Source organism: Roseicitreum antarcticum (assembly GCF_014681765.1).
In the GTDB taxonomy this organism is placed as follows: domain Bacteria; phylum Pseudomonadota; class Alphaproteobacteria; order Rhodobacterales; family Rhodobacteraceae; genus Roseicitreum; species Roseicitreum antarcticum.
Map to the genome: position 1 here is coordinate 241,068 of NZ_CP061498.1, position 24,529 is coordinate 265,596.

General features: G+C 66.9%; 27 protein-coding genes. All 27 read left to right on the forward strand.

Annotated features, from left to right (window positions below; all coding sequences use genetic code 11):
* Positions 1-7: 7 nt before the first annotated feature.
* Complete coding sequence (locus H9529_RS01125; RefSeq protein WP_092885741.1) at positions 8-274, forward strand: acyl carrier protein; 267 nt, start codon at positions 8-10, stop codon at positions 272-274.
* On the forward strand, positions 271-1,485 hold the full coding sequence (locus H9529_RS01130; RefSeq protein ID WP_092885743.1) for a beta-ketoacyl-[acyl-carrier-protein] synthase family protein: 1,215 nt from the start codon (positions 271-273) through the stop codon (positions 1,483-1,485). The genes H9529_RS01125 and H9529_RS01130 overlap by 4 nt, the downstream gene beginning before the upstream one ends.
* A 265-nt stretch (positions 1,486-1,750) precedes the next feature.
* On the forward strand, positions 1,751-2,695 hold the full coding sequence (gene murB, locus H9529_RS01135; protein ID WP_092885745.1) for a UDP-N-acetylmuramate dehydrogenase: 945 nt from the start codon (positions 1,751-1,753) through the stop codon (positions 2,693-2,695).
* Positions 2,696-2,911: 216 nt separating this feature from the next.
* A complete protein-coding gene (locus H9529_RS01140) occupies positions 2,912-3,826 on the forward strand; it encodes a D-alanine--D-alanine ligase (RefSeq protein ID WP_092885747.1) in 915 nt (304 codons plus the stop codon).
* Between the two features lie 284 nt (positions 3,827-4,110).
* A complete protein-coding gene (locus H9529_RS20555) occupies positions 4,111-5,544 on the forward strand; it encodes a cell division protein FtsQ/DivIB (protein ID WP_223814257.1) in 1,434 nt (477 codons plus the stop codon).
* A 20-nt stretch (positions 5,545-5,564) separates the two neighbouring features.
* Positions 5,565-6,899 (forward strand): cell division protein FtsA, encoded by a 1,335-nt coding sequence (gene ftsA, locus H9529_RS01150; RefSeq protein ID WP_092885749.1) that lies wholly within the window; start codon positions 5,565-5,567, stop codon positions 6,897-6,899.
* Positions 6,900-7,066: 167 nt separating this feature from the next.
* On the forward strand, positions 7,067-8,851 hold the full coding sequence (gene ftsZ, locus H9529_RS01155) for a cell division protein FtsZ (protein WP_092886269.1): 1,785 nt from the start codon (positions 7,067-7,069) through the stop codon (positions 8,849-8,851).
* A 220-nt stretch (positions 8,852-9,071) separates the two neighbouring features.
* Positions 9,072-9,992, forward strand: coding sequence for a UDP-3-O-acyl-N-acetylglucosamine deacetylase (gene lpxC / locus H9529_RS01160; RefSeq protein ID WP_092886271.1), 921 nt, complete (start codon positions 9,072-9,074; stop codon positions 9,990-9,992).
* A gap of 233 nt (positions 9,993-10,225) precedes the next feature.
* The gene (locus tag H9529_RS01165; protein WP_092886273.1) at positions 10,226-11,065 is read left to right on the forward strand and encodes an outer membrane protein assembly factor BamD; all 840 of its coding nucleotides are present in this window, start codon (positions 10,226-10,228) and stop codon (positions 11,063-11,065) included.
* 185 nt (positions 11,066-11,250) lie between these two features.
* Positions 11,251-12,900 (forward strand): DNA repair protein RecN, encoded by a 1,650-nt coding sequence (recN, locus tag H9529_RS01170; RefSeq protein WP_092885751.1) that lies wholly within the window; start codon positions 11,251-11,253, stop codon positions 12,898-12,900.
* 39 nt (positions 12,901-12,939) lie between these two features.
* A complete protein-coding gene (locus H9529_RS01175) occupies positions 12,940-13,320 on the forward strand; it encodes a hypothetical protein (protein WP_092885753.1) in 381 nt (126 codons plus the stop codon).
* A gap of 256 nt (positions 13,321-13,576) precedes the next feature.
* Positions 13,577-13,957, forward strand: coding sequence for a hypothetical protein (locus tag H9529_RS01180; RefSeq protein ID WP_092885755.1), 381 nt, complete (start codon positions 13,577-13,579; stop codon positions 13,955-13,957).
* Positions 13,884-15,227 (forward strand): DNA-packaging protein, encoded by a 1,344-nt coding sequence (locus H9529_RS01185; RefSeq protein ID WP_092885757.1) that lies wholly within the window; start codon positions 13,884-13,886, stop codon positions 15,225-15,227. Before H9529_RS01180 ends, H9529_RS01185 begins: the two co-directional genes overlap by 74 nt.
* 145 nt (positions 15,228-15,372) lie before the next feature.
* Positions 15,373-16,629 carry a phage portal protein gene (locus H9529_RS01190; protein ID WP_092885759.1) on the forward strand — a complete coding sequence of 419 codons (1,257 nt, stop codon included), beginning with the start codon at positions 15,373-15,375 and terminating at the stop codon, positions 16,627-16,629.
* Positions 16,626-16,871, forward strand: coding sequence for a GTA head formation protein, RCAP_rcc01685 family (locus H9529_RS01195; RefSeq protein ID WP_092885761.1), 246 nt, complete (start codon positions 16,626-16,628; stop codon positions 16,869-16,871). The genes H9529_RS01190 and H9529_RS01195 overlap by 4 nt, the downstream gene beginning before the upstream one ends.
* 36 nt (positions 16,872-16,907) lie before the next feature.
* Entirely contained in the window at positions 16,908-17,480 is a 573-nt protein-coding gene (locus H9529_RS01200) for an HK97 family phage prohead protease (protein WP_092885763.1), read from the forward strand.
* A 412-nt stretch (positions 17,481-17,892) separates the two neighbouring features.
* The gene (locus H9529_RS01205; protein ID WP_092885765.1) at positions 17,893-19,125 is read left to right on the forward strand and encodes a phage major capsid protein; all 1,233 of its coding nucleotides are present in this window, start codon (positions 17,893-17,895) and stop codon (positions 19,123-19,125) included.
* A gap of 321 nt (positions 19,126-19,446) precedes the next feature.
* Complete coding sequence (locus H9529_RS01210; RefSeq protein WP_223814258.1) at positions 19,447-20,052, forward strand: head-tail connector protein; 606 nt, start codon at positions 19,447-19,449, stop codon at positions 20,050-20,052.
* Positions 20,049-20,387: a head-tail adaptor protein gene (locus H9529_RS01215; RefSeq protein WP_092885767.1), complete on the forward strand. Its 339-nt coding sequence runs from the start codon at positions 20,049-20,051 to the stop codon at positions 20,385-20,387. Before H9529_RS01210 ends, H9529_RS01215 begins: the two co-directional genes overlap by 4 nt.
* Positions 20,384-20,797 carry a DUF3168 domain-containing protein gene (locus tag H9529_RS01220; RefSeq protein ID WP_092885769.1) on the forward strand — a complete coding sequence of 138 codons (414 nt, stop codon included), beginning with the start codon at positions 20,384-20,386 and terminating at the stop codon, positions 20,795-20,797. The genes H9529_RS01215 and H9529_RS01220 overlap by 4 nt, the downstream gene beginning before the upstream one ends.
* Positions 20,798-20,930: 133 nt before the next feature.
* A complete protein-coding gene (locus tag H9529_RS01225) occupies positions 20,931-21,344 on the forward strand; it encodes a phage major tail protein, TP901-1 family (RefSeq protein ID WP_092885771.1) in 414 nt (137 codons plus the stop codon).
* Between the two features lie 11 nt (positions 21,345-21,355).
* On the forward strand, positions 21,356-21,676 hold the full coding sequence (locus H9529_RS01230; protein WP_092885773.1) for a gene transfer agent family protein: 321 nt from the start codon (positions 21,356-21,358) through the stop codon (positions 21,674-21,676).
* 4 nt (positions 21,677-21,680) lie between these two features.
* Positions 21,681-21,887 carry a rcc01693 family protein gene (locus H9529_RS01235; protein ID WP_092885775.1) on the forward strand — a complete coding sequence of 69 codons (207 nt, stop codon included), beginning with the start codon at positions 21,681-21,683 and terminating at the stop codon, positions 21,885-21,887.
* Positions 21,874-22,527, forward strand: coding sequence for a phage tail tape measure protein (locus H9529_RS01240; RefSeq protein ID WP_092885777.1), 654 nt, complete (start codon positions 21,874-21,876; stop codon positions 22,525-22,527). The genes H9529_RS01235 and H9529_RS01240 overlap by 14 nt, the downstream gene beginning before the upstream one ends.
* On the forward strand, positions 22,528-23,160 hold the full coding sequence (locus H9529_RS01245) for a DUF2460 domain-containing protein (RefSeq protein WP_092885779.1): 633 nt from the start codon (positions 22,528-22,530) through the stop codon (positions 23,158-23,160).
* Positions 23,157-24,044 carry a DUF2163 domain-containing protein gene (locus H9529_RS01250; RefSeq protein ID WP_092885781.1) on the forward strand — a complete coding sequence of 296 codons (888 nt, stop codon included), beginning with the start codon at positions 23,157-23,159 and terminating at the stop codon, positions 24,042-24,044. The genes H9529_RS01245 and H9529_RS01250 overlap by 4 nt, the downstream gene beginning before the upstream one ends.
* Positions 24,041-24,472: an NlpC/P60 family protein gene (locus tag H9529_RS01255; protein WP_092885783.1), complete on the forward strand. Its 432-nt coding sequence runs from the start codon at positions 24,041-24,043 to the stop codon at positions 24,470-24,472. Before H9529_RS01250 ends, H9529_RS01255 begins: the two co-directional genes overlap by 4 nt.
* Positions 24,473-24,529: the final 57 nt, after the last annotated feature.

A 24,529-nucleotide genomic window follows, 5' to 3' on the forward strand; every position in this document is an offset into this window, starting at 1 on the left:
TTTGACTATGACTTACGCACTCACGGACGAAGTGGTTGGAATCGTTGCCGAACAGGCGCTGTGTGACCCCAGGGACGTGTCGCTGGACGCCACGCTTTCTGAGCTGGGCATCGACAGCCTGGGCCTGGTGGAGTGCATTTTCGCCATCGAGGAACGCTTCGATGTCACGGTGCCCTTCAACGCCAACACCCCCGGCGACACCGGATTCGACACCCGCACGGTGCGGGCGCTGGTCGAAGGCGTCGAGAGTCTGGTGGCATTGCAAGCCGCATGAGGCGGGTGGTCATCACCGGCGCAGGGACGGTCAATCCGCTGGGGCAGGGGGTGGCCGAGACTTTTGCCGCAATGGCGGCAGGTCAGTGTGGCATCGGGCCGCTGGATTTCCGCGATGTGGAACGGCTGATCGTGCAGATCGGCGCGATGGTGAAAGACTGGGACGCCGAGGCGCGGTTCGACAGGTCGCAACTGGCGATGTACGACCGATCGACCCAGTTCGCGCTGGAGGCCGCGCGGCAGGCCGTCGCGCAATCCGGCCTCGATTTTGCGGCGCTGCCCGATCTTGCCGCACGCGCGGGTGTCATCATGGGGACGGCGGGCGGCGGGCTGACCACCTCTGACGACAGCTACCGCGCGATTTATGAAGAGCGTAAGGCCCGCGTCCATCCGTTCATCGTGCCAAAGCTGATGCATAATGCGGCGGCGAGCCATATCTCCATGACCTACGGTGTTCAGGGGCCGGTTTTCACGGTTTCGACCGCCTGCGCCTCCAGTAACCATGCGATGGGGCTGGCGTTTCAGATGGTGCGGTCGGGTGCGGTGCCGGTGATGCTGACCGGCGGCGCGGAATCCATGATGTGTTTTGGCGGGCTGAAGGCGTGGGAGGGGCTGCGCGTCATGTCGCGCACCGGCTGCCGCCCGTTTTCGGCGGACCGTGACGGCATGGTGCAGGGCGAAGGCGCGGGCGTCGTGGTCATGGAAGACCGCGAACATGCCATCGCGCGCGGCGCGCCGATCCTGGCCGAGGTGCTGGGCTTTGCCATGACCTCGGACGCCTCGGACATCGTGATGCCGTCGGTCGATGGCGCAGTGCGCGCCATGGCAGGCGCGCTGCGTGACGGCGGTATCGCCCCCGAACGCGTGGGCTATATCAATGCGCATGGCACCGGCACGCAGGCCAATGACCGGTCCGAGGCCGCAGCCATCGGGCAGGTGTTCGGCGCGACGCCGCCGCGCGTATCGTCGACCAAGGCGATGCACGGCCACCTGATCGGCGCGGCGGGCGCCGTGGAGCTTATGGCCTGCCTGATGGCTTTGCAGGACGGCATCATCGCCCCCACGGTGAACCACACCGGCCCCGACCCGGACTGCGCGCTGGATGTGGTGCCAAATGCGGCGGTGCTGGCGGATCTGGATGTGGTGATGACGAATTCCTTCGCCTTTGGCGGGCTGAACGCGGTGCTGGCGCTTGGGCGGGACGCGGGGTGATTGCGGGGCGCGCCCTGCAAGTAGCAGGTCGCGTTCCCGCGCCCCTGTGGTGGGGCCCTGTGGTTTCGGGCTGTGGTTTCCGCCTTTGGTTTCCGCCTTTGGTTTCCGCATGCCCGGAACGTGCTTTATCCGTTGCCTGTTGCGTCTGACGGGGCGGTGGAAGGGCGGTTGAGCGCGACGCGGGGGGCGCCGGTCGCGCGTAGACCTGCCGATGCGCGGTATGGGGCCTTGCGCGGCGTGTGGCCTTTCCGGTAAATCCCGGCGCATGAGCAATACATCCCCCTTTCCGACCCCGCGCGGCGCCCTGACCCAGGACCGTGCCCTGGCCGATCTGACCTGGCTGCGCGTTGGCGGCCCGGCGGACTGGTTGTTTCAACCCGCCGATGCGGACGATCTGTCGGACTTCCTCGCCGCGCTCGACCCCGGTGTGCCGGTGTTTCCCATGGGTGTCGGGTCGAACCTGATTGTGCGTGACGGCGGGCTGCGCGCCGTGGTGATCCGGCTGGGCCGGGGGTTCAACGGGATCGAGGTTGCGGGCAATATTGTCACGGCGGGGGCCGCCGCCCTTGATGCCCATGTGGCGCGACGCGCAGCGCAGGCGGGGGTGGACCTGACATTCCTGCGCACCGTTCCCGGCAGTATCGGCGGTGCGGTGCGGATGAATGCGGGCTGTTATGGCACCTATGTCGCGGACCATCTGACCCATGTCGATGTGGTGCTGCGCGATGGCAGCGCGGCCCGGCTGGCGGCTGGCGACCTTCGCCTTGGATACCGGCATTCCGATTTGCCCGACGGTGCGGTGATTGTCTCTGCGACGTTCAGCGCGCCGGCAGGCGACCCTGACGCGCTGGCCGCGCGCATGGATGACCAGATTGCCAGGCGCGACGCGACCCAACCCACGAAAGACCGCAGCGCGGGCAGCACGTTCCGCAATCCGGCGGGTTTCTCATCAACAGGTCGTGCGGATGACCGGCATGATCTGAAGGCCTGGAAAGTGATCGAGGACGCAGGACTTAGGGGTTTTACCCTTGGCCATGCCCAGATGTCGCCCAAGCACCCGAACTTTTTGATCAATACCGGGGGGGCCAGCGCGGCCGAACTGGAAGGTTTGGGCGAAGAGGTGCGAAAAAGGGTTTTCCAACACAGCGGAATTTCGCTAGACTGGGAAATTATCCGGATCGGTGATCCGCGCCCCGCCGGGATTGCCTGAAAACGGGTATCCCGGGCCGGGACGCGACAGGCGTTCGGGGCGGGAGACCCCCGGCCCGGCTGGCTGACAGGCGCCGACACCCGGCAGAGCGACGACCAAGGCCGAAAAAACGGCCGCGACAAGACCAAGGCCGAAAACGGCCAGATAAAACAAGGCCGCAAAGGCCACTGAGGCACGGGCCAGCGATGGTCCGGACATAAAGGCAAAGGGACGGGCATGTCGAGCAGGACAGCCCCGAAGGTATGTGTACTGATGGGTGGCCCCTCGGCTGAGCGCGAGGTGTCCCTGTCGACCGGTCGCGAATGCGCGGCTGCCCTTCGGGACGGCGGATTTACAGTCGTGGAACTGGACGCGCAGGCCGATCTGGCCGCGCGGCTGGTGGAAATTGCGCCCGATGTGGTGTTCAACGCCCTGCATGGCCGCTGGGGCGAGGACGGCTGCGTGCAGGGCATTCTGGAATGGCTGCGCATTCCTTATACGCATTCGGGCGTGCTGGCCTCGGCGCTGGCCATGGACAAGACGCGCAGCAAGGATGTGTTTCGCGCCGCTGGTCTGCCAGTTGTCGAAAGCGTGCTGGCGCCGCGCGATGAGGTCGCATCGCGCCATGTGATGCCGCCGCCCTATGTGGTGAAGCCCAATAACGAGGGGTCTTCGGTCGGGGTGTATCTGGTGCATGACGCGGCCAACAGCCCGCCACAACTGGACGCCGCGATGCCCGAGACGGTGATGGTGGAAGCCTTCGCGCCGGGGCGCGAACTGACCACCACCGTCATGGGCGACCGCGCGCTGACCGTCACCGACATCTTGACCGATGGCTGGTATGATTACGATGCCAAGTACAAGCCCGGCGGCTCGCGCCATGTCGTGCCCGCCGATGTGCCGCAGGTGATCTTTGACGCCTGCATGGAATACGCACAGCGCGCGCATGATGCGTTGGGCTGTCGGGGCCTGTCGCGCACCGATTTCCGCTGGGACGCGGCGCGGGGCCTTGATGGGCTGGTGCTGCTGGAGACCAACACCCAGCCCGGGATGACGCCGACCTCGCTGTCGCCCGAACAGGCGGCGCGCGCGGGCATCAGCTTTCCCGAGCTGTGCCGCTGGATGATCGGGGATGCCTCATGCGACCGCTAGACCCGCCCGTCCGTGGCCCCGGTGCACCGGGGCAGCAAAACCGCGCCCGCCCGGGCGCTGAGGGCACGCGGCCATGGCCTGCCGATGCCGCCGCGCCGCGCGGCCCAGAGGGCTGGTCTGCGGATGCGGGGGGGCGTGCGAACAGCGGCGGATATGCCGGCGCTGAAGGCCTGAGGGTTGATCCGAATGCGACGCGGGGGCCGGGGGACCGGCCCGATGCACGACTCGGTGCGCGACCCGATGCACGACCCGGCGCACGCGCCGACACAGTGACGGGCGGGCGCATGCAGGAGGGGGGGGCGCGGCCCGATACCCAGCGCGATACCCGGCCCGCCACTCGGCCTGTCGCGGATAATGACGGCTTCACAACCCCATGGTCGTCGGATGGCTATGGGGTCGATGATCTGCGGCTTGACTGGCAATCGGGGGCGGCGCAGGCAGATGATCTGATCCCCCCGGCACCTGCCGCGACATTCTATGATGCGCATATTCAGCGGCTACGCGGGCAGACAACACCCCCTGCATCGGCATCGGTGCTGCCAGCGACCTCACACGCTGGGGGGGCGTTGTCGTCCACCCATCTGTCGTCGCAGTCCGGGGCATGGGATGGCGCGGGTAACAGCGCTGCGGGCTGGCCACGCGACCCGGCAGCGGGCGCGCCCCGCACTGCCGCAGGGCAGATGCACCCCAACCAAGCCGCCACACGCGCCGCGGCGGTGATTGCGGGCGAAGGCCGGACGCAGGGCACAGGATACGGCGCTGAGTACGGGCCAGCGCGGAGCGCTGAGCACGGGCCTGAGCACGGGCCTGAATACGGGCCTGAATACGGGGCCCCGCCCGCCATGCCCCCGGCATTCTTGCGCCGCGCCCCGCGTATGGCGGGCCGTGATCCCGCGCCCAGCCGCCTGACCTACCGGCTGCAACGGCTGTGGCTGACGCCGCTGTTTCGCCGGGTCTTGGGCGTGGGGCTGCCTGTGGCGGTGATTGCCTTCAGCGTGGTGACCGTTCTGGCGGACCCGGCGCGGCATGCGGCGCTGATGGCGATGTATGACGATATCTATACCGCGTTTCAGGACCGGCCCGAATTTCGTGTCGCGGATGTCGAGGTGCATGGCGCCTCGCCCGAGGTGGCGCATGCGATCCGCACGCAACTGGGCGCACTGCTGCCAGAATCGTCGCTGCGGCTGGACCTGGAGGCGCAGCGCGACTGGATCGAGGCGCTGGACGCCATCGCCAGCGCCGAATTGCGCGTCATGTCCGGCGGCACGCTGGAGGTGGGCGTGACCGAACGTGTGCCCGCGATCATCTGGCGCTCGGCCTCGGGGTTGGAGTTGCTTGACCGCAGCGGCGCGCGGGTTGCCATGCTGCGCACGCGCGGCGGGCGGCCCGATCTGCCGGTGATCGCCGGGCGCGGCGCGTCCGATCATGTCCCCGAGGCGTTGACCCTGATCGCCACGGCGGGCGCTCTGTCTGACCGGCTGCGTGGGTTGGTGCGGGTGGGGGAACGGCGCTGGGACGTGGTGCTGGACCGCGACCAGCGCATCATGTTGCCCGAAACCGGCGCGCGCGCTGCGCTGGAACGCACGTTGGCGCTGCATCAGACACAGGATCTGTTGGCGCGCGATGTGACCGCCGTTGATCTGCGCACGCCCGCGCGGCCCACGCTGCGGCTGGCCGAAGGGGCGTTGAACACCTTGTATTCCATAAGAAACCAATAAACAGCAGGAGAAGCCGGACCATGCAGGATCTGTATCAATCCCAACGCGCGATGCGCCAGATGCGCCGTCTGGCGATGCAGCGCGGCGTGATCGGTATTGTCGATGTGGGCACGTTCAAGATTGCCGCGCTTGTGCTGAAGTTCGACCCCACCGCCGCGCCGCGCGACGGCGCGGGCGTGGGTGGCATGGCCGGGCAGGCGGGGTTTCGGGTTATCGGCGCGCGCACGACGCGGTCGCGCGGGGTGCGGTATGGCGAAATCTCTACCATGAACGAGACCGAGCGCGCGCTGCGCACCGCCCTTCAGGCGGCGCAGAAGATGGCGCAGGTGCGGGTGGATCATGCGATCCTTTGCTTTTCGGGCGGGGGGGTGCGGTCCTACGGGCTGGCGGGCGATGTGGAGCTGGAAGACATGACCGTGGGGTCGGATGACATCGCGCGGGTGCTGGCGGCCTGTGATGTGCCCGACATCGGCGTGGGGCGCGATGTGCTGCACGCCCAGCCGGTGAACTTCGCGCTGGACCATCGCACCGGCCTGTCGGACCCGCGCGGCCAGACCGGCACGCGGCTGGCGTGCGACATGCATATGCTCACGGTGAATACCGGCGTGATCCAGAACCTTGTGAACTGCATGAAGCGCTGCGATGTGGAACTGGCCGGGCTGGCCTCCAGCGCGTATATGGCGGGCGTGTCCAGTCTGGTCGAGGACGAGCAGGAACTGGGCGCGGCCTGTATCGACATGGGGGCGGGGTCCACCGGGATCTCGATCTTCATCAAGAAACACCTGATTTTCAGCGACACGGTGCCGATGGGTGGCGACCATGTGACCGGCGACATTGCGCAGGGGCTGCACGTGCCGGTCGCCACCGCCGAACGCATCAAGACGCTGCACGGCGGCGTGCATGCCACCGGCATGGATGACCGCGAGATGATCGAGATCGGCGCGGACAGCGGCGATTGGGAAAAGGACCGCCGCACCGTCAGCCGGGCCGAGCTGATCGGCATCATGCGTCCGCGGTTCGAGGAAATTCTGGAAGAGGTGCGCGCCCGGCTGGATGCGGCGGGCTTCGACCACCTGCCCAGCCAGCAGATCGTGCTGACGGGCGGTGCCAGCCAGACACCGGGCATCGACAGCCTTGCTGCGCGCATCCTGGGCCAGCAGTTGCGGCTGGGCCGCCCGATGCGCGTGCGCGGCCTGCCGCAAGACCTGACCGGCCCGGCCTTTGCCGGGGTCGTGGGTCTGTCGCTGTTCGCGGCGCACCCGCAGGACGAATGGTGGGATTTCGATATCCCCGTCGATCACTACCCGGCGCGGTCGCTGAAACGCGCGGTTCGCTGGTTCAGGGACAACTGGTAACCGCAAAATGCAGCGTCTGCGTCGAAATACCCCGAGATCAGGCAAAAAACCGCCCACATATGGTGGGTTTCCCGTGTTTTTTTGATGACCTCGGGCAGGTTGATCTGTACGATGTGTAAAAAATGGGGCAAATCGGCGCAAGCTGATCAAAACAGGCGGATATGGCGATGGCTTTGAATTTTGTAGTCAACGAAGCAAAAGAACTCTCCCCCCGGATCACGGTGTTCGGTGTCGGCGGTGCAGGCGGCAATGCCGTCAACAACATGATCGACAAGCATCTTGAAGGGGTCGAGTTCGTCGTCGCCAATACCGATGCGCAGGCGTTGCAGCAAAGCAAGGCGACCGCACGTGTCCAGATGGGTGTGCGCGTGACCGAAGGGCTGGGCGCGGGTGCGCGCCCGTCGGTCGGGTCGGCTGCGGCTGAGGAAACGATTGAAGAGATCATCGACCACCTTGCAGGCTCGCACATGTGCTTCATCACCGCCGGGATGGGCGGCGGCACCGGCACCGGCGCGGCCCCGATCATCGCGCAGGCAGCGCGCGAACTGGGTGTGTTGACCGTTGGCGTGGTGACGAAGCCTTTCAGCTTTGAAGGCAACAAGCGGATGCGTCAGGCCGAAGAAGGCGTCGAGGCGCTGCAAAAGGTCGTCGATACGCTGATCATCATTCCCAACCAGAACCTGTTCCGGCTGGCCAATGAAAAGACTACATTCACCGATGCCTTCGCCATGGCGGATGACGTGCTGTACCAAGGCGTGAAGGGCGTGACCGACCTGATGGTGCGGCCCGGGATGATCAACCTCGACTTTGCCGACGTGCGTTCGGTGATGGACGAGATGGGCAAGGCGATGATGGGCACGGGCGAGGCGTCGGGCGAAGATCGCGCGCGTCAAGCGGCCGAGAAAGCGATTGCCAACCCGCTGTTGGATGAAATCAGCCTGAACGGCGCGCGTGGCGTGCTGATCAACATCACCGGCGGCCACGACTTGACGTTGTTTGAACTGGATGAAGCCGCCAACCTGATCCGCGAGAAAGTGGACCCCGAGGCGAACATCATCGTCGGCTCCACGCTGGACCCGGAAATGGAGGGGATGATCCGCGTGTCGGTCGTCGCCACCGGCATCGAGGCCAGCGCCGATGCTGCCGAAATGGACGTGCCGCGTCGCCGCATGGCAGCGCCGCTGCAAAGCAAGCCGCAGCCAGAGGTCGCGCCAGCGCCCGAGGTCGCCTATGCGCCCGAACCCGTGTACCAGCAAGAGGCTGCCTATGCGCAGCGTCCCGCGCAGGATTATGACCCCGAGCCCAACCTGTTCACCCGCAGCGCCGAGCCGCAGCCGCAGCCGACCCGCGCACCGCAGCAGCGGTTTGCAGCGCCCGCTGCCCGTGATGTGTCGCGCGAAATGCCCGCAGATCGCGGTTATGCAGAGCGTCAGGCCTATGAGCAGCCGCGCTACGACGCGCATCCGCAAGAGGCGCAGCACTACGCGCAGCACGGCTACCAGCCGCAGGGCTACGGCGACAACGCGCCGCAGGATTTCGATCTGGATGAAGTGATCGACACGCCGCAGCACCATGAGCAACAGCGCCATGCGGCCCAAGGTGCCAACTTCGTGGCACCGCGTGCGCGCGCTGCTGGCACTCCGTCACCCGAGACGTTGGCCCGGTTGCAGGCTGCGGTGCAGAAGGCACCGCGCAACGGTGCCCCGGAACGCCGCGCCCCTGCGCCGACTTTTGAAGAGCCGCGCGCCCCGCAGCAGGCCCCTGCAGAACGTGGCGGCCGGTTTGGCATCGGCTCGCTTATCAGCCGCATGGCGGGTCATGGCGAGACGCAGGGCGGGCAGCATGCGCGCGTCCAGCCGCAGGTCAGCGCCTATGAGGAAGATCAGCCCGCGCAAGACACTACGCAAGAGCGGCTGGAAATCCCGGCGTTCCTGCGTCGTCAGGCAAACTGAGGCATCACTTCGCCAAGGCAGCAATACTGAAACGGGCCAGCATCGCTGGCCTTTTTCATGCTTTGTCAACGGGTTACGGGTGGCCTGCCGCGCGTCGGCGGAAACCTGCCATGCCGGAATCATCATGTTACAAACCGTTGCAAAGAGTGAGTTGTTGACCCGTTAACGTCTGGTTAAATGCAGGGCAGAAAAACAATTCCCGGGCAGGGTGGAGCACAACGTGCAAAAGACGCTGAACACATCGGTAACATTCTCGGGGTTCGGGCTGCATTCGGGCAAGCCGGTGCGCATGGTCGTGCATCCTGCGCCTGCCGGTCATGGTATCGTCTTCGTGCGCAGCGATGTTGCTGACGGCACCGGCGCGATCCCCGTGCGTCCCTCTGCGCTCATCGAGGCGCCGCTGTGCACGCTTCTGGGCAATGACGCGGGTGTGACGGTGGCAACGGTGGAACATCTGATGGCCGCGCTGTCGGGGTGCGGGATCAACAACGCCCGTGTCTCGCTCAACGGTCCCGAAGTGCCCATCCTGGATGGCAGCGCTGCGCCTTTTGTCGCGCGGTTCTTGCAGGCGGGCATCGTGCGGCAAGCCGCACCGCTTCAGGTACTGCGTGTTCTGAAGCCCGTTGTCGTGACCCATGGCGCGGCGATGGCGCGGCTGGACCCGGCGCGTGCATTGGAAATCCGGTTCGAGATCGACTTTGAGGATGCCGCGATCGGGCACCAGCAAAAGGCGCTGTCGATGGTCAATGGGACGTTCGTGCGTGAACTGAGCAACAGCCGCACCTTCTGCCGCCGCATTGATGTGGAGGTGATGCAGGCGCGGGGTTTGGCGCTGGGTGGCACCTATGATAACGCAGTGGTCGTGGACGGGGCGCGCGTGCTCAGCCCCGGCGGGCTGCGCCACGCCGATGAGCCCGTCCGCCACAAGATGCTGGACGCCTTGGGCGATCTGTATGTGGCAGGCTATCCGATCCTGGCGCGCTATACCGGGCTGCGGGCCGGTCATACGCTGACGGGGCGATTGTTGCAGGCGTTGTTTGCGGATGCGTCGAATTACCGGATCGAGACCTGTGACGCGGCCATGGCGGCACGCCTGCCCGGCGCGGGCGCATCGCTTGACGATCTGCCGATGACGGCGTGAGCGGTTGCGCGCGCGGCCTGACCGTGGGCGTGCGACCGATGGGTGCTTGTAGTCCCTTTCAATTCCCTTAAAAAGGCAGGTGCGCGGGCGCAAAGGCGTTTTGCGCGTCGGTCGATATATGCTAAGGGTCGGCGGCAGGGTGTGCCGGTGGACCGCTTGCGCAAAACACGGTGCGCCAGTTGTGCAGCGTGGAACGATCGGCAGGGTGCTATGACGGGCAGGGTGGAATGAAGATGACGGGCGGCACAACAGCGAAACATTTTCTGGCCGTGGTGATCCTGGCTGTCGGGTTGTCGGCCTGCGCCACTGACGCGCCGGACGAAAGCCTTGAGAGCTTTTCCGCCGAAGAGATCTTCCGCCGGGGCGAGTTCGAGCTGGAAACCAGCCGTCGGGGCCGCGGCTCGCTGCGTTACTTCTCGGAGCTCGAGCGGCTTTACCCCTATACCGACTGGTCGCGCCGCGCGCTTATCATGCAGGCCTTTGCCTATCATAAGGATCGCCAGTACGAGGAAAGCCGCGCCGCTGCGCAGCGTTACCTCGACACCTATCCGGGGTCCGAGGATGAGGCCTATGCCGCCTATCTGTTCGCGCTGTCGTTCTACGACCAGATCGACGATGTGGGCCGTGATCAGGGGCTGACCTTTCAGGCGCTTCAACAATTGCGCCGCGTGATCGAAAATTATCCTGAAAGCGAATATGCCCGGTCCGCCGTGCTTAAATTCGACCTGGCGTTCGACCATCTGGCCGCCAAGGAGATGGAGATCGGGCGCTATTACCTCAAGCGTGGAAATTACGCTGCCGGCGTCAACCGTTTCCGCGTCGTGGTCGAGGACTTCCAGACCACCACCCACACGCCCGAGGCGTTGTTGCGGCTGGTGGAAGCCTATGTCGCACTGGGCCTGCGTGACGAGGCACAGACTGCGGGCGCCATCCTGGGGTATAACTTTCAGGCAAGCCCGTTCTACCAGGACGCTTTCGCGGTGCTGACAGGTGCTGGCATGGCACCGGAGGCGGCGGATGAGGGTTGGTTGAGCACGATCTATCGCCAGTCGGTGCTGGGGCAGTGGCTCTGACCTGAGGGCCAGTGTCTGGTATCCTGGCCGGGGGTGTCCCGCGTGCGGTGCCGCTAGGTTGCATCCCCGGGGCCGCTGATGCAGACGGGTATCTGCATGCGGAACAATCGTTGAACATGGTGCTAGATCGCGCAGCCGGGGCAGGGTGTCGTGGCGCGCGTCAGATAACTTGAAGGGCGGAACGAATGCTGCGGGGCCTGGAAATCCGCGACATGCTGATCATCGACCGGCTGGACCTGTCGTTTCAGCCCGGATTGAATGTGTTGACCGGGGAAACCGGGGCGGGCAAGTCGATATTGCTGGACAGTCTGGGCTTTGTGCTGGGCTGGCGCGGGCGCGCCGATCTGGTGCGGCAGGGTGCCGAGCAGGGCGAGGTCGTCGCGGTCTTTGACCTGAGCGCGGGCCACCCCGCGCGTGCCGTGCTGGAGGAGGCCGGGTTGCCTGCGGGGGATGAAGTCATCTTGCGCCGCATCAACGGGCGCGACGGGCGCAAGACCTCATGGGTAAACGACCGCCGCGTGTCGGGCGAGGTGTTGCGCGCGTTGTCCGACACTTTGGTGGAACTGCATGGTCAGCATGATGACCGGGGCCTTCTGAACCCGCGCGGGCACCGGCAGGTGCTGGATGCTTTCGCGGGCGTAGGCCCGTTGATGGGCGATGTGCGCACCGCGTGGCGGGCGCTGGGACAGGCGCGCCGCGCGCGCCAAGACGCAGAGGCGCGGCTGGCCGAGGTCGCCGCCGAAGAGGACTTCCTGCGCCACGCCGTTGCGGAGCTGGACAAGCTGGACCCGCAGGCGGGCGAGGAAGCGACGCTGGATGCGCAGCGCCGCGCCATGCAAGGTGCGGTGCGGGTGCGCGGCGATGTGGCCCGCGCGCTGGCCGCGCTGTCGGATGACGGCGCGGAGCGCTTGCTGATTGATGCGACGCGCTGGCTGGAAGATGCCAGCGACGGGGTTGAGGGCGGGCTGGACGGGGCGCTGTCGGCGTTGGGACGCGCGCTGAATGAATTGGGCGAGGCACAGCAGGGTGTAGAGCGCTGCCTGGATGCACTGGACGTGGACCCCCATGCGCTGGAAGCGACCGAGGAACGTTTGTTCGCCCTGCGGGCCTTGGCGCGCAAGCATGGCGTGCTGGCCGATGATCTGGGCGGGTTTGCCGATGATCTGCGCGCGCGGCTGTCGGCGCTGGACGGGGGCGCGGCGGGGATTGCATCCCTCAAGCAAGACGAGGCGCAGGCGCAGGCCAAGTATGATGATGCTGCCGCCGGGTTGAGCGCGGCGCGGCGCGAGGCAGCGGGCCGGCTGGACGCGGCGATGATGGCCGAACTGTCGCCTTTGAAGATGGAGCGCGCAGTTTTCACCACCTGCATCGCACCCGGTGAGCCAGGGCCCGAAGGCGCGGACAGCGTTGCCTTTGAGGTTGCGACCAACCCCGGAGCGCCGTCGGGGGCGCTGAACAAGATCGCGTCGGGGGGGGAACTCTCGCGGTTCTTGCTGGCACTGAAGGTGTGTCTGGCGCGGGGGACATCGGGCGTCACGATGATCTTTGACGAGATCGACCGCGGGGTTGGCGGGGCTACCGCCGATGCCGTGGGGCGCCGGTTGCGCGGTCTGGCCGAGGGCGCGCAGGTGCTGGTGGTGACGCATTCGCCGCAGGTCGCTGCCCTTGGCGGGCATCACTGGCGGGTCGAGAAGAAGGTGGCGGATGGCGCCACGCTGTCCACCGTGACGCCGCTTTCCGCCGATGCGCGGGTGACAGAGATTGCGCGCATGCTGTCAGGTGATACCATATCTGACGCTGCCATGGCGGCGGCACAATCCTTGCTGGCCGGTTGAACGGCCAGCCCCCGGCATTGAGAGCGAAAAGGCAGGATCATGCATAAATTTATCAGACCCGTTGCGGTTTTGGGCGTGCTGGCGCTGGCCGGATGTACGGCCTATCCCGGCCAGATGGGCGGATTTTCCGCACCGCGCACCACAGCCCCCTCCACCATCGCCGTCACCCCGGCCCCTGCGGGCAGCTTCCCCGACATGGGCGCGCCGGTCCCCGCATCAGAGGCCGAGCGCGCCTGTCTGGGTGCTGCGCAAGAGCGTGGGCTGACGGTGCGGTCGGTCGTCGGATCGCGCGCGGTGGCGGGCAGCGACGGCGACTCGGGCCGCGATGTGATGCTGCGGGTTGCGCGTTCGGGCCAGGAATATGAGGTGCGCTGCAACTATGCGGGGGCCACGCAGTCCGCGCGGATCATGTCGCTGTAGGGCGCATTTGTTAACGGTGCCTGTGTGCGGATGCGTTGATTTCCAATGATTCCCGCACGGGCGGACGGCGCAAAAGTTACCGCATCGTACGGACTAAGCCACTGTTAATAAAACACTAAACTTGACTTTGCGTACGGTCTGAAGTAGACATTCAGGCAAGCTGGAAGAAATGGGCAAGCGGTTCAGGGGGGCAACCCCTGGGCCGCTTTTTTATTCCGCCCGCACCGGGAGCAGTCAAAGAGGCGGGCAGCTTATCATGACAACGACGCATTCCCCCGAAGGTTCTGAGAGGAACGGGCCTGAGGAACAGGCGCGTGCGGGCAAGACGACCCCGCGCGGTCTGCATGGCCTTGCCGACCGGATGGTAACCCGGTCGATCGAGGCGCTGGAGGCCATGCTGGGGCAACTGGAAGCGGGCCAGGTCATCCCGCCCAAGGATGTGGTGACCGAGATCGCCAATTTTCGCAAAGCTGTGGAGATCGCATTCAATGAAAGAAAACAATTGGGATCGCGGAGCGACGGGGACGGACCAGACCCCGCCCTTGACCTGCGCGCCGCCCGCGATGAGGTCAGCCGCCGTCTGGCTTGCCTGCGCGCCGCAGAGGGTGGTGGAAGCCTTCCTGAGCAGCCTGAGTGAGCAGGCGTTGCTGGCGCTGCCGTGGATGTTCGAATTCTGGGCGATGCCGCATCAGTTGCCGCCCGCAGGCAATTGGCGCACATGGCTGGTGATGGGGGGGCGCGGCGCGGGGAAAACCCGCGCCGGCGCCGAATGGGTGCGCGCGCAGGTCGAAGGTGGGCGGCCGCTGGATGTGGGGCGCGCGCGGCGCGTCGCGCTGGTGGGTGAGACATATGACCAGGTCCGCGATGTGATGGTGTTTGGCGACAGCGGGATCCTTGCCTGTTCGCCGCCGGACCGCCGACCCCGGTGGGAATCGGGGCGGCGGCGGCTGGTCTGGCCCAATGGGGCCACGGCGACGGCCTATTCTGCCAATGACGCGCAGGCGCTGCGCGGCCCGCAGTTCGACGCGGCCTGGGTGGATGAACTGGCCAAATGGCCCAAGGCGCAGGACACATGGGACATGCTGCAATTCGCGTTGCGGCTGGGCGCGCACCCGCAGCAGATGGTGACCACCACGCCGCGCAATGTGCCGGTGCTGCGCGCCATCATGCGGGCGGGGTCCACCGTGCAGACCCATGCGCCGACCGAGGCCAACCGGGCGTGGCTTGCGGCCTCGTTCCTCGAAGAAATCCGGGTGCGGTATGCCGGGCAGCGGTTGGAGCGGCAGGAACTGGATGGCGAGTTGCTGGAGGACGCAGAGGGCAGCCTGTGGCCCGCCGCGCTGATGGACGCGTGCCGGGGCGCGAAGGCCCCGGTGATGGACCGGATTGTGGTGGCGGTGGACCCTGCCGTTACCGGCAAGGCGGGGTCGGACCTGTGCGGCATCATCGTGGCGGGCGTGGTCAGCAAGGGGCCTGCGCAGGATTGGCGCGCCTATGTGCTGGCGGACCGGTCGGTTCGGGCATCCTCGCCCACGGCATGGGCGCGCGCGGCGCTGGATGCGATGGCGGCGTTTGGTGCGGACCGGCTGGTGGCCGAGGTCAATCAGGGCGGCGATCTGGTGGAAAGCGTGTTGCGCCAGATCGACCCGCTGGTGCCCTACCGCGCGCTGCATGCGCGCCATGGCAAGGCGGCGCGGGCCGAACCTGTGGCCGCACTTTATGAACAGGGCCGGGTGGTGCATCTGCCGGGTCTGGGCGCGCTGGAAGACCAGATGGCGTTGATGACCGGGCAGGGCTTCATGGGATCGGGCAGCCCCGACAGGGTGGATGCGCTGGTCTGGGCCTTGCATGACCTGATGATCGTGCCCGCGGCAAAGCTGCAACGCCCCGGGATCCGGGCGCTGTAGCGCGGGCCGAACCTTCCCTTTTGAATAACGACCGAAGCGTGCCTGTGGGCGCGGGATGCTGGCTGCGGGTGTGCCCCGGTCGGTGGGCGGATGGTGCTGCGGGGTCACTGGCCCCGAGCCCGGATAACCGATTGAAAGGAATAGCATGTTTGAATTCTTGCGTAAGGCCGGGCCGGGGGCTGCCGTGGCGGCAGCGGTGGCCCCGGATGCGAGGGCAGTGCCCGAGGCCAAGGCATCCGCCGTGGGGCCCCTGACTGCGGGGCCGTTGCACAGCGGCTGGACCAGTGCTGTCAAGACCGCCGCGCAGGGCAGTGCCTTTGGCCCACGCGACACGGTGGCGCTGACCCGGGCGGGGTTTCAGAGCAACCCGATCGGGTTTCGGGCGGTGCGGCTGATTTCGGAAGCGGCCTCGGCGCTGCCGCTGATCTTGCAAGATTGCGCGTGCAGGTATGACACGCATCCGGTCCTGGACCTGATCCGCCGCCCCAACCCGGTGCAGGGCAAGGCCGATCTGTTCGAGGCGGTCTATGCCCAGCTGTTGCTGACCGGGAATGCGTATCTGGAGGCCGTGCAAGGCACCGCCGCGCTGCCCTATGAGTTGCATGTGCTGCGGTCAGACCGCATGGCGGTGGTGCCGGGGGCGGATGGCTGGCCAGTGGCCTATGATTACACCGTGGGCGGGCGCAAGCATCGCTTCGACATGACCGGGCAGGCCGCGCCGGTGTGTCATATCCGGTCCTTCCATCCGCAAGATGACCATTACGGGCTGTCGCCGCTGGAGGCCTCGGCCTGCGCGGTTGATGTGCATAACGCGGCGTCGAAATGGTCTAAGGCGCTGCTCGACAATGCGGCGCGGCCCTCGGGTGCGATCATCTACAAGGGGCCGGACGGGCAGGGCGCGATGTCGGCCGATCAGTTCGAGCGCCTGCAGGCCGAGATGGAGACCTATCATCAGGGGGCGCGCAATGCCGGCCGCCCGATGCTGCTGGAAGGGGGCCTGGACTGGAAGCCCATGGGATTCTCGCCCAGCGACATGGAGTTCCAGAAGACCAAGGAAGCGGCGGCGCGGGAAATCGCAGTGGCGTTCGGCATCCCACCGATGCTGCTGGGCATTCCGGGCGACGCGACCTATGCGAATTACCAAGAGGCGCATCGCGCGTTCTACCGGCTGACCGTCGTGCCGATGGTTACCCGCGTCACTGCTGCCGTGTCGCACTGGCTGTCGGGCTTTACCGGCGAGGCGGTGGAGTTGCGCCCCGATCTGGACCAATTGCCCGCGCTGGCGCAGGAACGCGACCAGCAATGGCGGCGGGTGGGCGAGGCGACCTTCCTGACCGAGGCAGAAAAGCGGAGCCTTTTGGGCCTGCCGCCCATGGCCGGGCCGACGGCTGACGACGCATGAGCGCGCGGCGGTCGGTCGGGGGGTCGCGGTACCTTTATGACAGCTTCGACGCCGCCCAAGCGCGGATCGAGGCCAATGAGCGTGTCGCCGATGAGCGCCGGGCCGCGCTGGAATACCGTCTGGACCGGATCGAGACGACGTTGGAGCGGCTGGAAAAGCGGCTGTGGCTGGCGGTTTACGGCGTGGCGGGTGCCGTGCTGATCAACGGCGCGCTGGCGCTGCTGGCCAGTCAGGGCGCGTGACGGGGTATCAGGATTTCATTGCAGGAGAGAATGCCGATGACTGACTATTCAGGGCTGGAACACAAGTTCCACCGCCCCGAGGCCGGGCTGACGGTCACCGATGGCACCACCATCGCGGGCTATGCCAGCCTGTTCGGGCGGCCGGATCAGGGCGGGGATGTGGTGCTGCCGGGGGCTTACGTGGCCTCGCTCGGCGCGCTGCGGGCGCGGGGCGGCAAGGTGCGGATGCTGTGGCAGCACGACCCGGCGCAGCCCATCGGCGTCTGGGACGAGGTGTCCGAGGATGCGCGGGGCTTGTTCGTCAAGGGGCGCTTGCTGACGGATGTGATGCGGGGCCGCGAGGCGGTGGCGCTGATCGGTGCGGGTGCGTTGGACGGGCTGTCCATCGGCTACCGCACGGTCAAGGCACAGGCCATTGCGGGCGGTGGCCGACGGCTGAGCGTGCTGGACCTGTGGGAGGTGTCGCTGGTGACCTTTCCGATGCTGAGCGATGCGCGGGTGGCGGCCAAAGCTGACATCGCGCCTGCGATGGCGATGGGCGAGGGCGGCAGCATGGCCGCACTGGCACAGGCGCTGGAAGCGGCGCGGGCCGCTTTGGCGGCGCGTTAGGTGGATCTGTGCGGCCCGTGCCGGGGGCTGTGGGCCGCCCACCTCAGGCGGGGGGCGCTGTGATTTAGAGTGAGGCGCCCCGGTCAGACGCACGTTTCTGGCGTGAAAACAACTGCGTACCGGGCCGCGATTTGTCCGGTGCGCAGGGCGCGGGTTCGGCGCCAGTGGCGGCGGTGGCGCGCGATTCGGTGGCCGGTTCGACGGCAGGAAGCCGTGGCCCGCACGGCCCACGCGCAGGAAAAACCCTGTTGCATCCCTGCGAACCGGGCAGCGCGCGGTCGCTTTCAGCTTCCTTAAACGCTTTGCGCTAGGGTTTGTCTGAGCGCGACTTTGGCGATGTCAGGCCGATCCGTCCCGCCGCGCGCCTTCCCGCCGGTCCGCATGTGGATCATCCAACCAAGCAGGAGAGACAATGACCAAACCCGAGGCAAAGGCCACGGGCCGGGCTGCATCCGCCGCGCCGTCCCAGGCCACCTTGTCCGAAGCGGGCCACCAGCCGGTGGCCGAGGTGAAAACCGCGCTGACCGGATTTCTGAGTGAATTCAACGCCTTTCAGGCCGAGATCAAGACATCCCTTCAACAACAGGAAGAGCGACTGACCATGCTGGATCGTAAACACGCCACCGCCGCAGCGCGCCCGATGCTGGGCATGACCGACCAGGGCGCTGCCCCGCATCAGAAGGCCTTCGATGCCTATCTGCGCCATGGCGACGACGCTGGCCTGCGTGGCCTGACGCTGGAGGCCAAGGGGCTGAGCACCCAGGTGGCCGCCGAGGGCGGGTATCTGGTGGACCCGGTCACCGCCGACACGGTACGCGGCGTGCTGCATGCCAGCGCCTCGATCCGGGCGATTGCCTCGGTGGTCACGGTCGAGGCGTCCAGTTTCGACGTGCTGGTCGACCATACCGAAGTGTCGAGCGGCTGGGCGACCGAAGCGGGCACTGTGCCCGAGGCTGACACGCCGCAGATCGACCGCATCAGCATCGCCCTGCACGAGCTGTCGGCGATGCCGAAGGCGAGCCAGCGCCTGCTGGACGACAGCGCCTTTGACATCGAGGGCTGGTTGGCCGACCGGATCGCGGGCAAGTTCACCCGCGCCGAGGCACATGCCTTCATCCTGGGCGACGGGCAGGACAAGCCGCACGGATTTCTGACCCATCCTGTTGTCGTCAATGACGACTGGGAGTGGGGGTCGCTGGGCTATATCGCCACCGGCAATTCGGGCGAGTTTGCCACGACCAACGCGTCGGATGCGATTGTCGATCTGGTCTATGCATTGTCGGCCACCTACCGTGCCAACGGCACCTTCGTGATGAACTCGAAAACTGCGGGTGCAGTGCGCAAGATGAAGGATGCCGATGGGCGTTTCCTGTGGGCCGATGGGCTGGCGGTGGCAGAACCCGCGCGGCTGATGGGCTATCCGGTGCTGATTGCCGAGGACATGCCCGATATCGCGGCCAATGCCTGTGCGATTGCCTTTGGCGATTTTCGGGCTGGCTATACGGTTGCGGAACGTCCCGACCTGCGCGTGCTGCGCGACCCGTTCAGCGCCAAGCCGCATGTGCTGTTCTATGCGACCAAGCGTGTCGGTGGCGATGTGTCGGATTTCAAGGCGATCAAGCTGCTGCGTTTCTCGGCCAGTTAAGGCGCCGGCGCTGGCAGGCATTCGCTGTCCGGGCGGGGGGTGCTTTGCGCCCTTTGGCGCGGACCTGACGCCTTCCAGCCCGCGATGAGATCCCCGCCCCGGGCCGTCACTGGTCCGGGGCGGGGGCAGATGCCGGGCGGGGTGATGCGTCTTTTGGCTGCTTCCCATCCTACCCCCTGGTTCCCTCGTGTGGGCGGCGTGTCGCTGCGCCCGGCACCTGTAAACGGCGATTGTATCGGCGATGGACCAACGCTCGCGGGCCGAACCGAACCCCAATATGCGCAAGACCGCGTGTCCCGGCTGGAAGGGACGCAACGGCCCATGATCTGGAGGTATATGATGGATTTGCAGGAACAAGGTCAGGTGGCCGACAGCGCCTTGCCGGTGACGGCGTTCCGGGCGCATCTGGCGCTGGGGCGCGGATTCGCCGATGAGGCGGCGCAGGACGATCTGTTGCGCGCCGTGCTGCGCGCCGCGATCCGCACGGTCGAGGGGCGGATTTCCAAGGTGCTGCTGACCCGCAGTTTTGTGCTGCGGCTGGCGTGCTGGCGTAGTGGTGCGGCGCAGACCCTGCCGCTGGCCCCGGTGTCGGATGTGGCGCAGGTGGCGTTGATCGACCGCACAGGGGCTGTCGCGGTGCTCAGCCCGGCGCGTTGGCATCTGCAACGCGATGCGCACCGTCCGAGGGTCGTTGCCAGCGCGGGGCTTTGGCCCGCGATCCCGGCGCAGGGGGCGGTGGAGATCACGTTTGACGCGGGCTTTGGCCCCGACTGGGCCGATGTACCCGCCGATCTGGTGCAGGCGGTGTTCCTGCTGGCCACGCGATATTATGAGCATCGCGGTGGGGCCGAGGCCGAAATTTCCCCCGATGTGGTGGCGCTGATTGCGCCCTACCGGTCGATCCGGTTGTTTGGCGGTGGGGCATGAGGGCGCCGGACCTGACCCGCGCGCTGGTTCTGGAGGAACAGGTGCGCATGCCTGACGGCGCGGGGGGCTATGCGATCAGCTGGGTCGGTCTTGGCACGCTTTACGCTGATGTGCGCGCCGGGTCAGGGCGCGAACGGGCGCTGGCGCAGGGGCCGGTGGCGGTGGCCGCCGTGCGGATCTTCGTGCGCGGTGCGCCGACGGGCAGCCCGCAACGCCCGCGCCCCGACCAGCGGCTGCGCGAGGGCGACCGTATCTGGCGGCTGCATGCCGTGACCGAGGGGGATCCGCACGGCCGCCATCTGATCTGCTATGCCACCCAGGAGACACCGCAATGAGCTATGCATGGGCCGCCGATTTGCAGGCCGGGGTGTATCAGGCGCTGGCCGATGATGTGGAACTGTCGGCGCTGGTGGCGGGTGCGATCTTTGACGCGCCGCCGCTGAACGATCTGCCGCCGGTGTTCATCATGCTGGGCCCGGAAGAGGCGCAGGACCGTTCCGACGCCTCGGGCGCGGGGGCTGAGCACCGCTTCACGGTCTCCGTGGTGGGAGAGGGGCCGGGGTTCCTGGCCGCCAAGATTGTGGCGGCGCGGGTGTCCGAGGTGTTGCAAGGCACCCCCCCGGCCCTGACCGCCGCACTGTTGCCTGCGCATCTGACCGGGCTTTGGTTCGAGCGCGCAATGGCGAAGGTGGACGGGGCGCGGCGGCGCATCGATCTGCGGTATCGCGCGCGGGTCGGCGTCTAGGCGGGCCGTTCCCGCATTTTGGTTCCGCTGTAAGTATTTTCAAATCAGGGGATTGGCAGGTCAGATAGCCTGCGCCTGGCCGCCCCGCCAGACCGCGCCCCCCACGGGCCGGAGCAATCACAGGAGAGAACGCATGGCTGTGCAGAATGGCAAGGATCTGCTGATCAAGATGGACATGACCGGCGACGGTCAGTTCGAGACCGTTGCGGGCCTGCGTGCCACGCGGGTCAGTTTCAACGCGGAAACGGTCGATGTGACTTCGTTGGAATCGCAAGGCGGTTGGCGCGAGTTGTTGGCGGGCGCGGGCGTGAAATCGGCCGCGATCTCTGGCGCGGGGGTGTTTCGCGACAGTGCCACGGATGAGCGGGCGCGCGCGATCTTCTTCAACGGCGAGGTGCCGCAGTTTCAGGTCATCATCCCCGATTTCGGCGTGGTCGAGGGGCCGTTCCAGATCAGCGGGATCGACTATGCGGGCAGCCACAACGGCGAGGCAACCTATGAGTTGTCGCTGGCATCCGCTGGTGCGCTGAACTTCACGGCGCTGTGAGGGGGCGCGGCATGGCAAATCCTTATGCAGGCGAGGTTGCGTTGTGGCTGGACGGCAAGCGCCATGTGCTGCGTCTGACGCTGGGCGCGCTTGCCGAACTGGAGGCCGGGATGGGTGCCGATACGCTGGTGGCGCTGGTCGAGCGGTTCGACGGTGGGCAGTTTTCCAGCCGCGACGTGCTGGCGCTGATCGTGGCAGGCCTGCGCGGCGGCGGCTGGCGCGGCACTGCGGATGATCTGCTGACTGCAGACATCCGCGGCGGCGCGGTGGAGGCCGCGAAAGTCGCCGCCATGCTGCTGGCGCGGGCCTTTGCCCTGCCGGGGCAGGGCTAAGCCCATGCGGTTCGACTGGGCGGCGTTGATGCGGGCCGGGCTGCGCGATCTGCGGCTGACGCCCGCGCAGTTCTGGGCGCTGACGCCCATGGAGCTGCGCATGATGCTGGGGCTGGATGCGGGCACCGCCCCCCTGACGCGGGCGCGGCTGGAAGAACTGGCCGCCGCCTTTCCCGACGTGAAGAAAGGGGACAGAGATGAGCGCGATTGACACATTGGCCGACCAGATTGCCGCGCTGGAATTGCGGCTGGGCAACACCACCGGCATGGTGGCGGCGTTCGACAGCGAGCTTGCGGGCCTGAGCCGGGGTATCGGCATGACCGCGCGCGAGGTGGACGGGCTGGGCCGGGCATTCTCGGGCAGTTTGCGACGCGCCTTCGATGGCGCGGTTTTTGACGGCGTGCGGCTGTCTGACACGCTGTCGGGGCTGGCGCGGTCGATGGCCGATAACGTCTATGCCATGGCAATGCGTCCGGTGCAGAACGCGCTGGGCGGCGCGTTGGCGCAGGGTGCGTCCAGCCTGTTTGGTGGGTTGATGCCGTTTGCGCAGGGCGGCAGTTTTGCGCAGGGCCGGGTGATGCCCTTTGCCAGTGGTGGCGTGGTCAGCGCGCCGGTGGCCTTTCCGATGCGCGGCGGCACCGGGCTGATGGGCGAGGCCGGGCCCGAGGCGATCATGCCGCTGCGGCGCGGTCCGGACGGGCGCCTTGGCGTGGCGGCAGGCGGTGGCGGCGGGGCGGTCCATGTGGTCATCAATGTCGCGACGCCTGATGTGGCGGGGTTTGAGCGTTCGCAATCCCAGATCGCGGCGCAGATGGGGCGTTTGCTGTCCAATGGCCAAAGGAATCGCTGAATGGCTTTTCATGACATCAGATTTCCCGCGAGCCTGTCGTTCGGCTCGCTCGGCGGGCCGGAGCGGCGGACCGAGGTGGTGACGCTGGCAAACGGGTTCGAGGAACGCAACACGCCCTGGGCACAGTCGCGCCGCCGCTATGACGCGGGGATGGGGCTACGGTCGCTGGATGATGTGGCGGCGTTGATCGCGTTCTTCGAGGCGCGGCAGGGGATGCTGCATGCTTTTCGCTGGAAGGATTGGGCGGATTACAAGTCCGGCCTGCCGTCGCACGCGGTGACGGCGCTGGATCAGGAGATCGGGCGCGGTGACGGCGTGGCTGCGGTGTTCGCGCTGCGCAAGGGCTATGTCTCGGGGGGGCAGGTGCATTACCGTGATATTGCGAAACCCGTGGCGGGCAGCGTGCGTGTGGCCGTTGGCAATGATCCGCAGGCCGAGGGGCTTCACTGGTCGGTCGACGCGGCCACCGGGCAGGTCAGTTTCGCCACGCCGCCGGGGCCGGGGGCGATCGTGACGGCGGGGTTTGAGTTCGATGTGCCGGTACGGTTTGACGCGGACCTCATTCAGGTGTCGGTCGCCAGTTTTCAGGCGGGCGTCGTGCCCAAGGTGCCGGTGGTGGAGGTGCGGATATGACCTTGCAGGCGCATCTGGAAAGCGGGGCCACAACGGTGGCGCGGGTCTGGCTTCTGACGCGCGCCGATGGGGTAGTGATGGGGTTTACCGATCATGACCGCGATCTGCATTTCGGTGGCGTGGTGTACCGCGCGGGCGCGGGGCTGACCGCGCGGGCGCTGGAACAGACCACGGGGCTATCGGTCGACAATTCTGAGGCGGTGGGCGCGCTGTCGGATGGCGCGCTGACCGAGGCGGATATTCGTGCAGGCCGCTATGACGGTGCGACGTTGGAGATTGCCGAGGTCAACTGGGCCGCGCAATCGCAGCGCCGGGTCGTGTTTCGGGGGACATTGGGCGAGGTGTCGCATCAGGGTGGCGCGTTCCGGGCCGAATTGCGCGGGCTGACTGAAGCGCTGGGCGTGGCGGGAGGCCGGATCTATCAGGCTGACTGCACCGCCGTGCTCGGCGATGCCGCTTGTCGGTTTGACCTGAGCGTCCCGGGCTACCGCACTGAAGCGGCATTGCTGGCAAGTGATGATGGCTGCGTGCTGCGTCTGCCTGCGCTGCCGGGCTTTGACGACCTGTGGTTTGAAGGCGGGCGCGTGCAGGTGATGAGCGGCGCTGCCATGGGCCAGACGGGGGTCATCAAGGCCGACCGGGTCCAGGGCGCGGCACGGGTGATCGAACTGTGGCAGGCGCTTGGTGCGCTACCCGCCCGGGGCGATCTGCTGCGGCTGGATGCCGGTTGCGACAAGCGCGCCGCGACTTGCCGGTTGAAATTCGCGAATATGGTGAACTTTCAGGGCTTTCCGCACATCCCGGGTGAGGATTGGCTGATGGCCTATCCGCGGCGCGCGGGTGCGAATACCGGGGCCGCCCTGCGCGGCGCGGCGGGGGCATGAGCGCGGCGCATGTCGCGGAGGCGCGGCGCTGGATCGGCACGCCTTATGTGCATCAGGCCTCTAGCCGGGGGGCAGGTTGTGATTGCCTGGGCCTTTTGCGCGGGGTGTGGCGCGTGATGCACGGCGATGAACCCGAGGCCGTGCCCGCCTATACCCCCGACTGGTCTGAGGCCGCGCGCGACGAACGCCTGTGGCGCGCGGCGCTGCGGCACCTGGAGGTGCGGGGCGCGGGTGATCCGGCGGTGGGCGATGTGATCTTGTTTCGCATGCGCACCGGCGGGGTGGCAAAGCATCTGGGACTTCAGGCGCGGGTGGGGCCGGGGGCGACCTTCATCCACGCCTACACAGGGCATGGGGTGGTTGAGAGTCCGCTGAGCACGCCCTGGGCACGGCGGGTGGTGGCGCGGTTTGCGTTTCCGGCACGCTGACGCTGCGGGTTTCGATGGCTGCCGCTTTTGCGTGTCGCGGGCGAATAACGGATCGGT

Excerpts from the sequence above, each read along its gene's own strand:
- H9529_RS01125 (WP_092885741.1), top strand. The coding sequence starts at position 8 with ATGACTTACGCACTCACGGACGAAGTGGTTGGAATCGTTGCCGAACAG.
- H9529_RS01130 (WP_092885743.1), top strand. The coding sequence starts at position 271 with ATGAGGCGGGTGGTCATCACCGGCGCAGGGACGGTCAATCCGCTGGGG.
- murB (WP_092885745.1), top strand. The coding sequence starts at position 1,751 with ATGAGCAATACATCCCCCTTTCCGACCCCGCGCGGCGCCCTGACCCAG.
- H9529_RS01140 (WP_092885747.1), top strand. The coding sequence starts at position 2,912 with ATGTCGAGCAGGACAGCCCCGAAGGTATGTGTACTGATGGGTGGCCCC.
- H9529_RS20555 (WP_223814257.1), top strand. The coding sequence starts at position 4,111 with ATGCAGGAGGGGGGGGCGCGGCCCGATACCCAGCGCGATACCCGGCCC.
- ftsA (WP_092885749.1), top strand. The coding sequence starts at position 5,565 with ATGCAGGATCTGTATCAATCCCAACGCGCGATGCGCCAGATGCGCCGT.
- ftsZ (WP_092886269.1), top strand. The coding sequence starts at position 7,067 with ATGGCTTTGAATTTTGTAGTCAACGAAGCAAAAGAACTCTCCCCCCGG.
- H9529_RS01165 (WP_092886273.1), top strand. The coding sequence starts at position 10,226 with ATGACGGGCGGCACAACAGCGAAACATTTTCTGGCCGTGGTGATCCTG.
- recN (WP_092885751.1), top strand. The coding sequence starts at position 11,251 with ATGCTGCGGGGCCTGGAAATCCGCGACATGCTGATCATCGACCGGCTG.
- H9529_RS01175 (WP_092885753.1), top strand. The coding sequence starts at position 12,940 with ATGCATAAATTTATCAGACCCGTTGCGGTTTTGGGCGTGCTGGCGCTG.
- H9529_RS01180 (WP_092885755.1), top strand. The coding sequence starts at position 13,577 with ATGACAACGACGCATTCCCCCGAAGGTTCTGAGAGGAACGGGCCTGAG.
- H9529_RS01185 (WP_092885757.1), top strand. The coding sequence starts at position 13,884 with ATGAGGTCAGCCGCCGTCTGGCTTGCCTGCGCGCCGCAGAGGGTGGTG.
- H9529_RS01190 (WP_092885759.1), top strand. The coding sequence starts at position 15,373 with ATGTTTGAATTCTTGCGTAAGGCCGGGCCGGGGGCTGCCGTGGCGGCA.
- H9529_RS01195 (WP_092885761.1), top strand. The coding sequence starts at position 16,626 with ATGAGCGCGCGGCGGTCGGTCGGGGGGTCGCGGTACCTTTATGACAGC.
- H9529_RS01200 (WP_092885763.1), top strand. The coding sequence starts at position 16,908 with ATGACTGACTATTCAGGGCTGGAACACAAGTTCCACCGCCCCGAGGCC.
- H9529_RS01205 (WP_092885765.1), top strand. The coding sequence starts at position 17,893 with ATGACCAAACCCGAGGCAAAGGCCACGGGCCGGGCTGCATCCGCCGCG.
- H9529_RS01210 (WP_223814258.1), top strand. The coding sequence starts at position 19,447 with ATGATCTGGAGGTATATGATGGATTTGCAGGAACAAGGTCAGGTGGCC.
- H9529_RS01215 (WP_092885767.1), top strand. The coding sequence starts at position 20,049 with ATGAGGGCGCCGGACCTGACCCGCGCGCTGGTTCTGGAGGAACAGGTG.
- H9529_RS01220 (WP_092885769.1), top strand. The coding sequence starts at position 20,384 with ATGAGCTATGCATGGGCCGCCGATTTGCAGGCCGGGGTGTATCAGGCG.
- H9529_RS01225 (WP_092885771.1), top strand. The coding sequence starts at position 20,931 with ATGGCTGTGCAGAATGGCAAGGATCTGCTGATCAAGATGGACATGACC.
- H9529_RS01230 (WP_092885773.1), top strand. The coding sequence starts at position 21,356 with ATGGCAAATCCTTATGCAGGCGAGGTTGCGTTGTGGCTGGACGGCAAG.
- H9529_RS01235 (WP_092885775.1), top strand. The coding sequence starts at position 21,681 with ATGCGGTTCGACTGGGCGGCGTTGATGCGGGCCGGGCTGCGCGATCTG.
- H9529_RS01240 (WP_092885777.1), top strand. The coding sequence starts at position 21,874 with ATGAGCGCGATTGACACATTGGCCGACCAGATTGCCGCGCTGGAATTG.
- H9529_RS01245 (WP_092885779.1), top strand. The coding sequence starts at position 22,528 with ATGGCTTTTCATGACATCAGATTTCCCGCGAGCCTGTCGTTCGGCTCG.
- H9529_RS01250 (WP_092885781.1), top strand. The coding sequence starts at position 23,157 with ATGACCTTGCAGGCGCATCTGGAAAGCGGGGCCACAACGGTGGCGCGG.
- H9529_RS01255 (WP_092885783.1), top strand. The coding sequence starts at position 24,041 with ATGAGCGCGGCGCATGTCGCGGAGGCGCGGCGCTGGATCGGCACGCCT.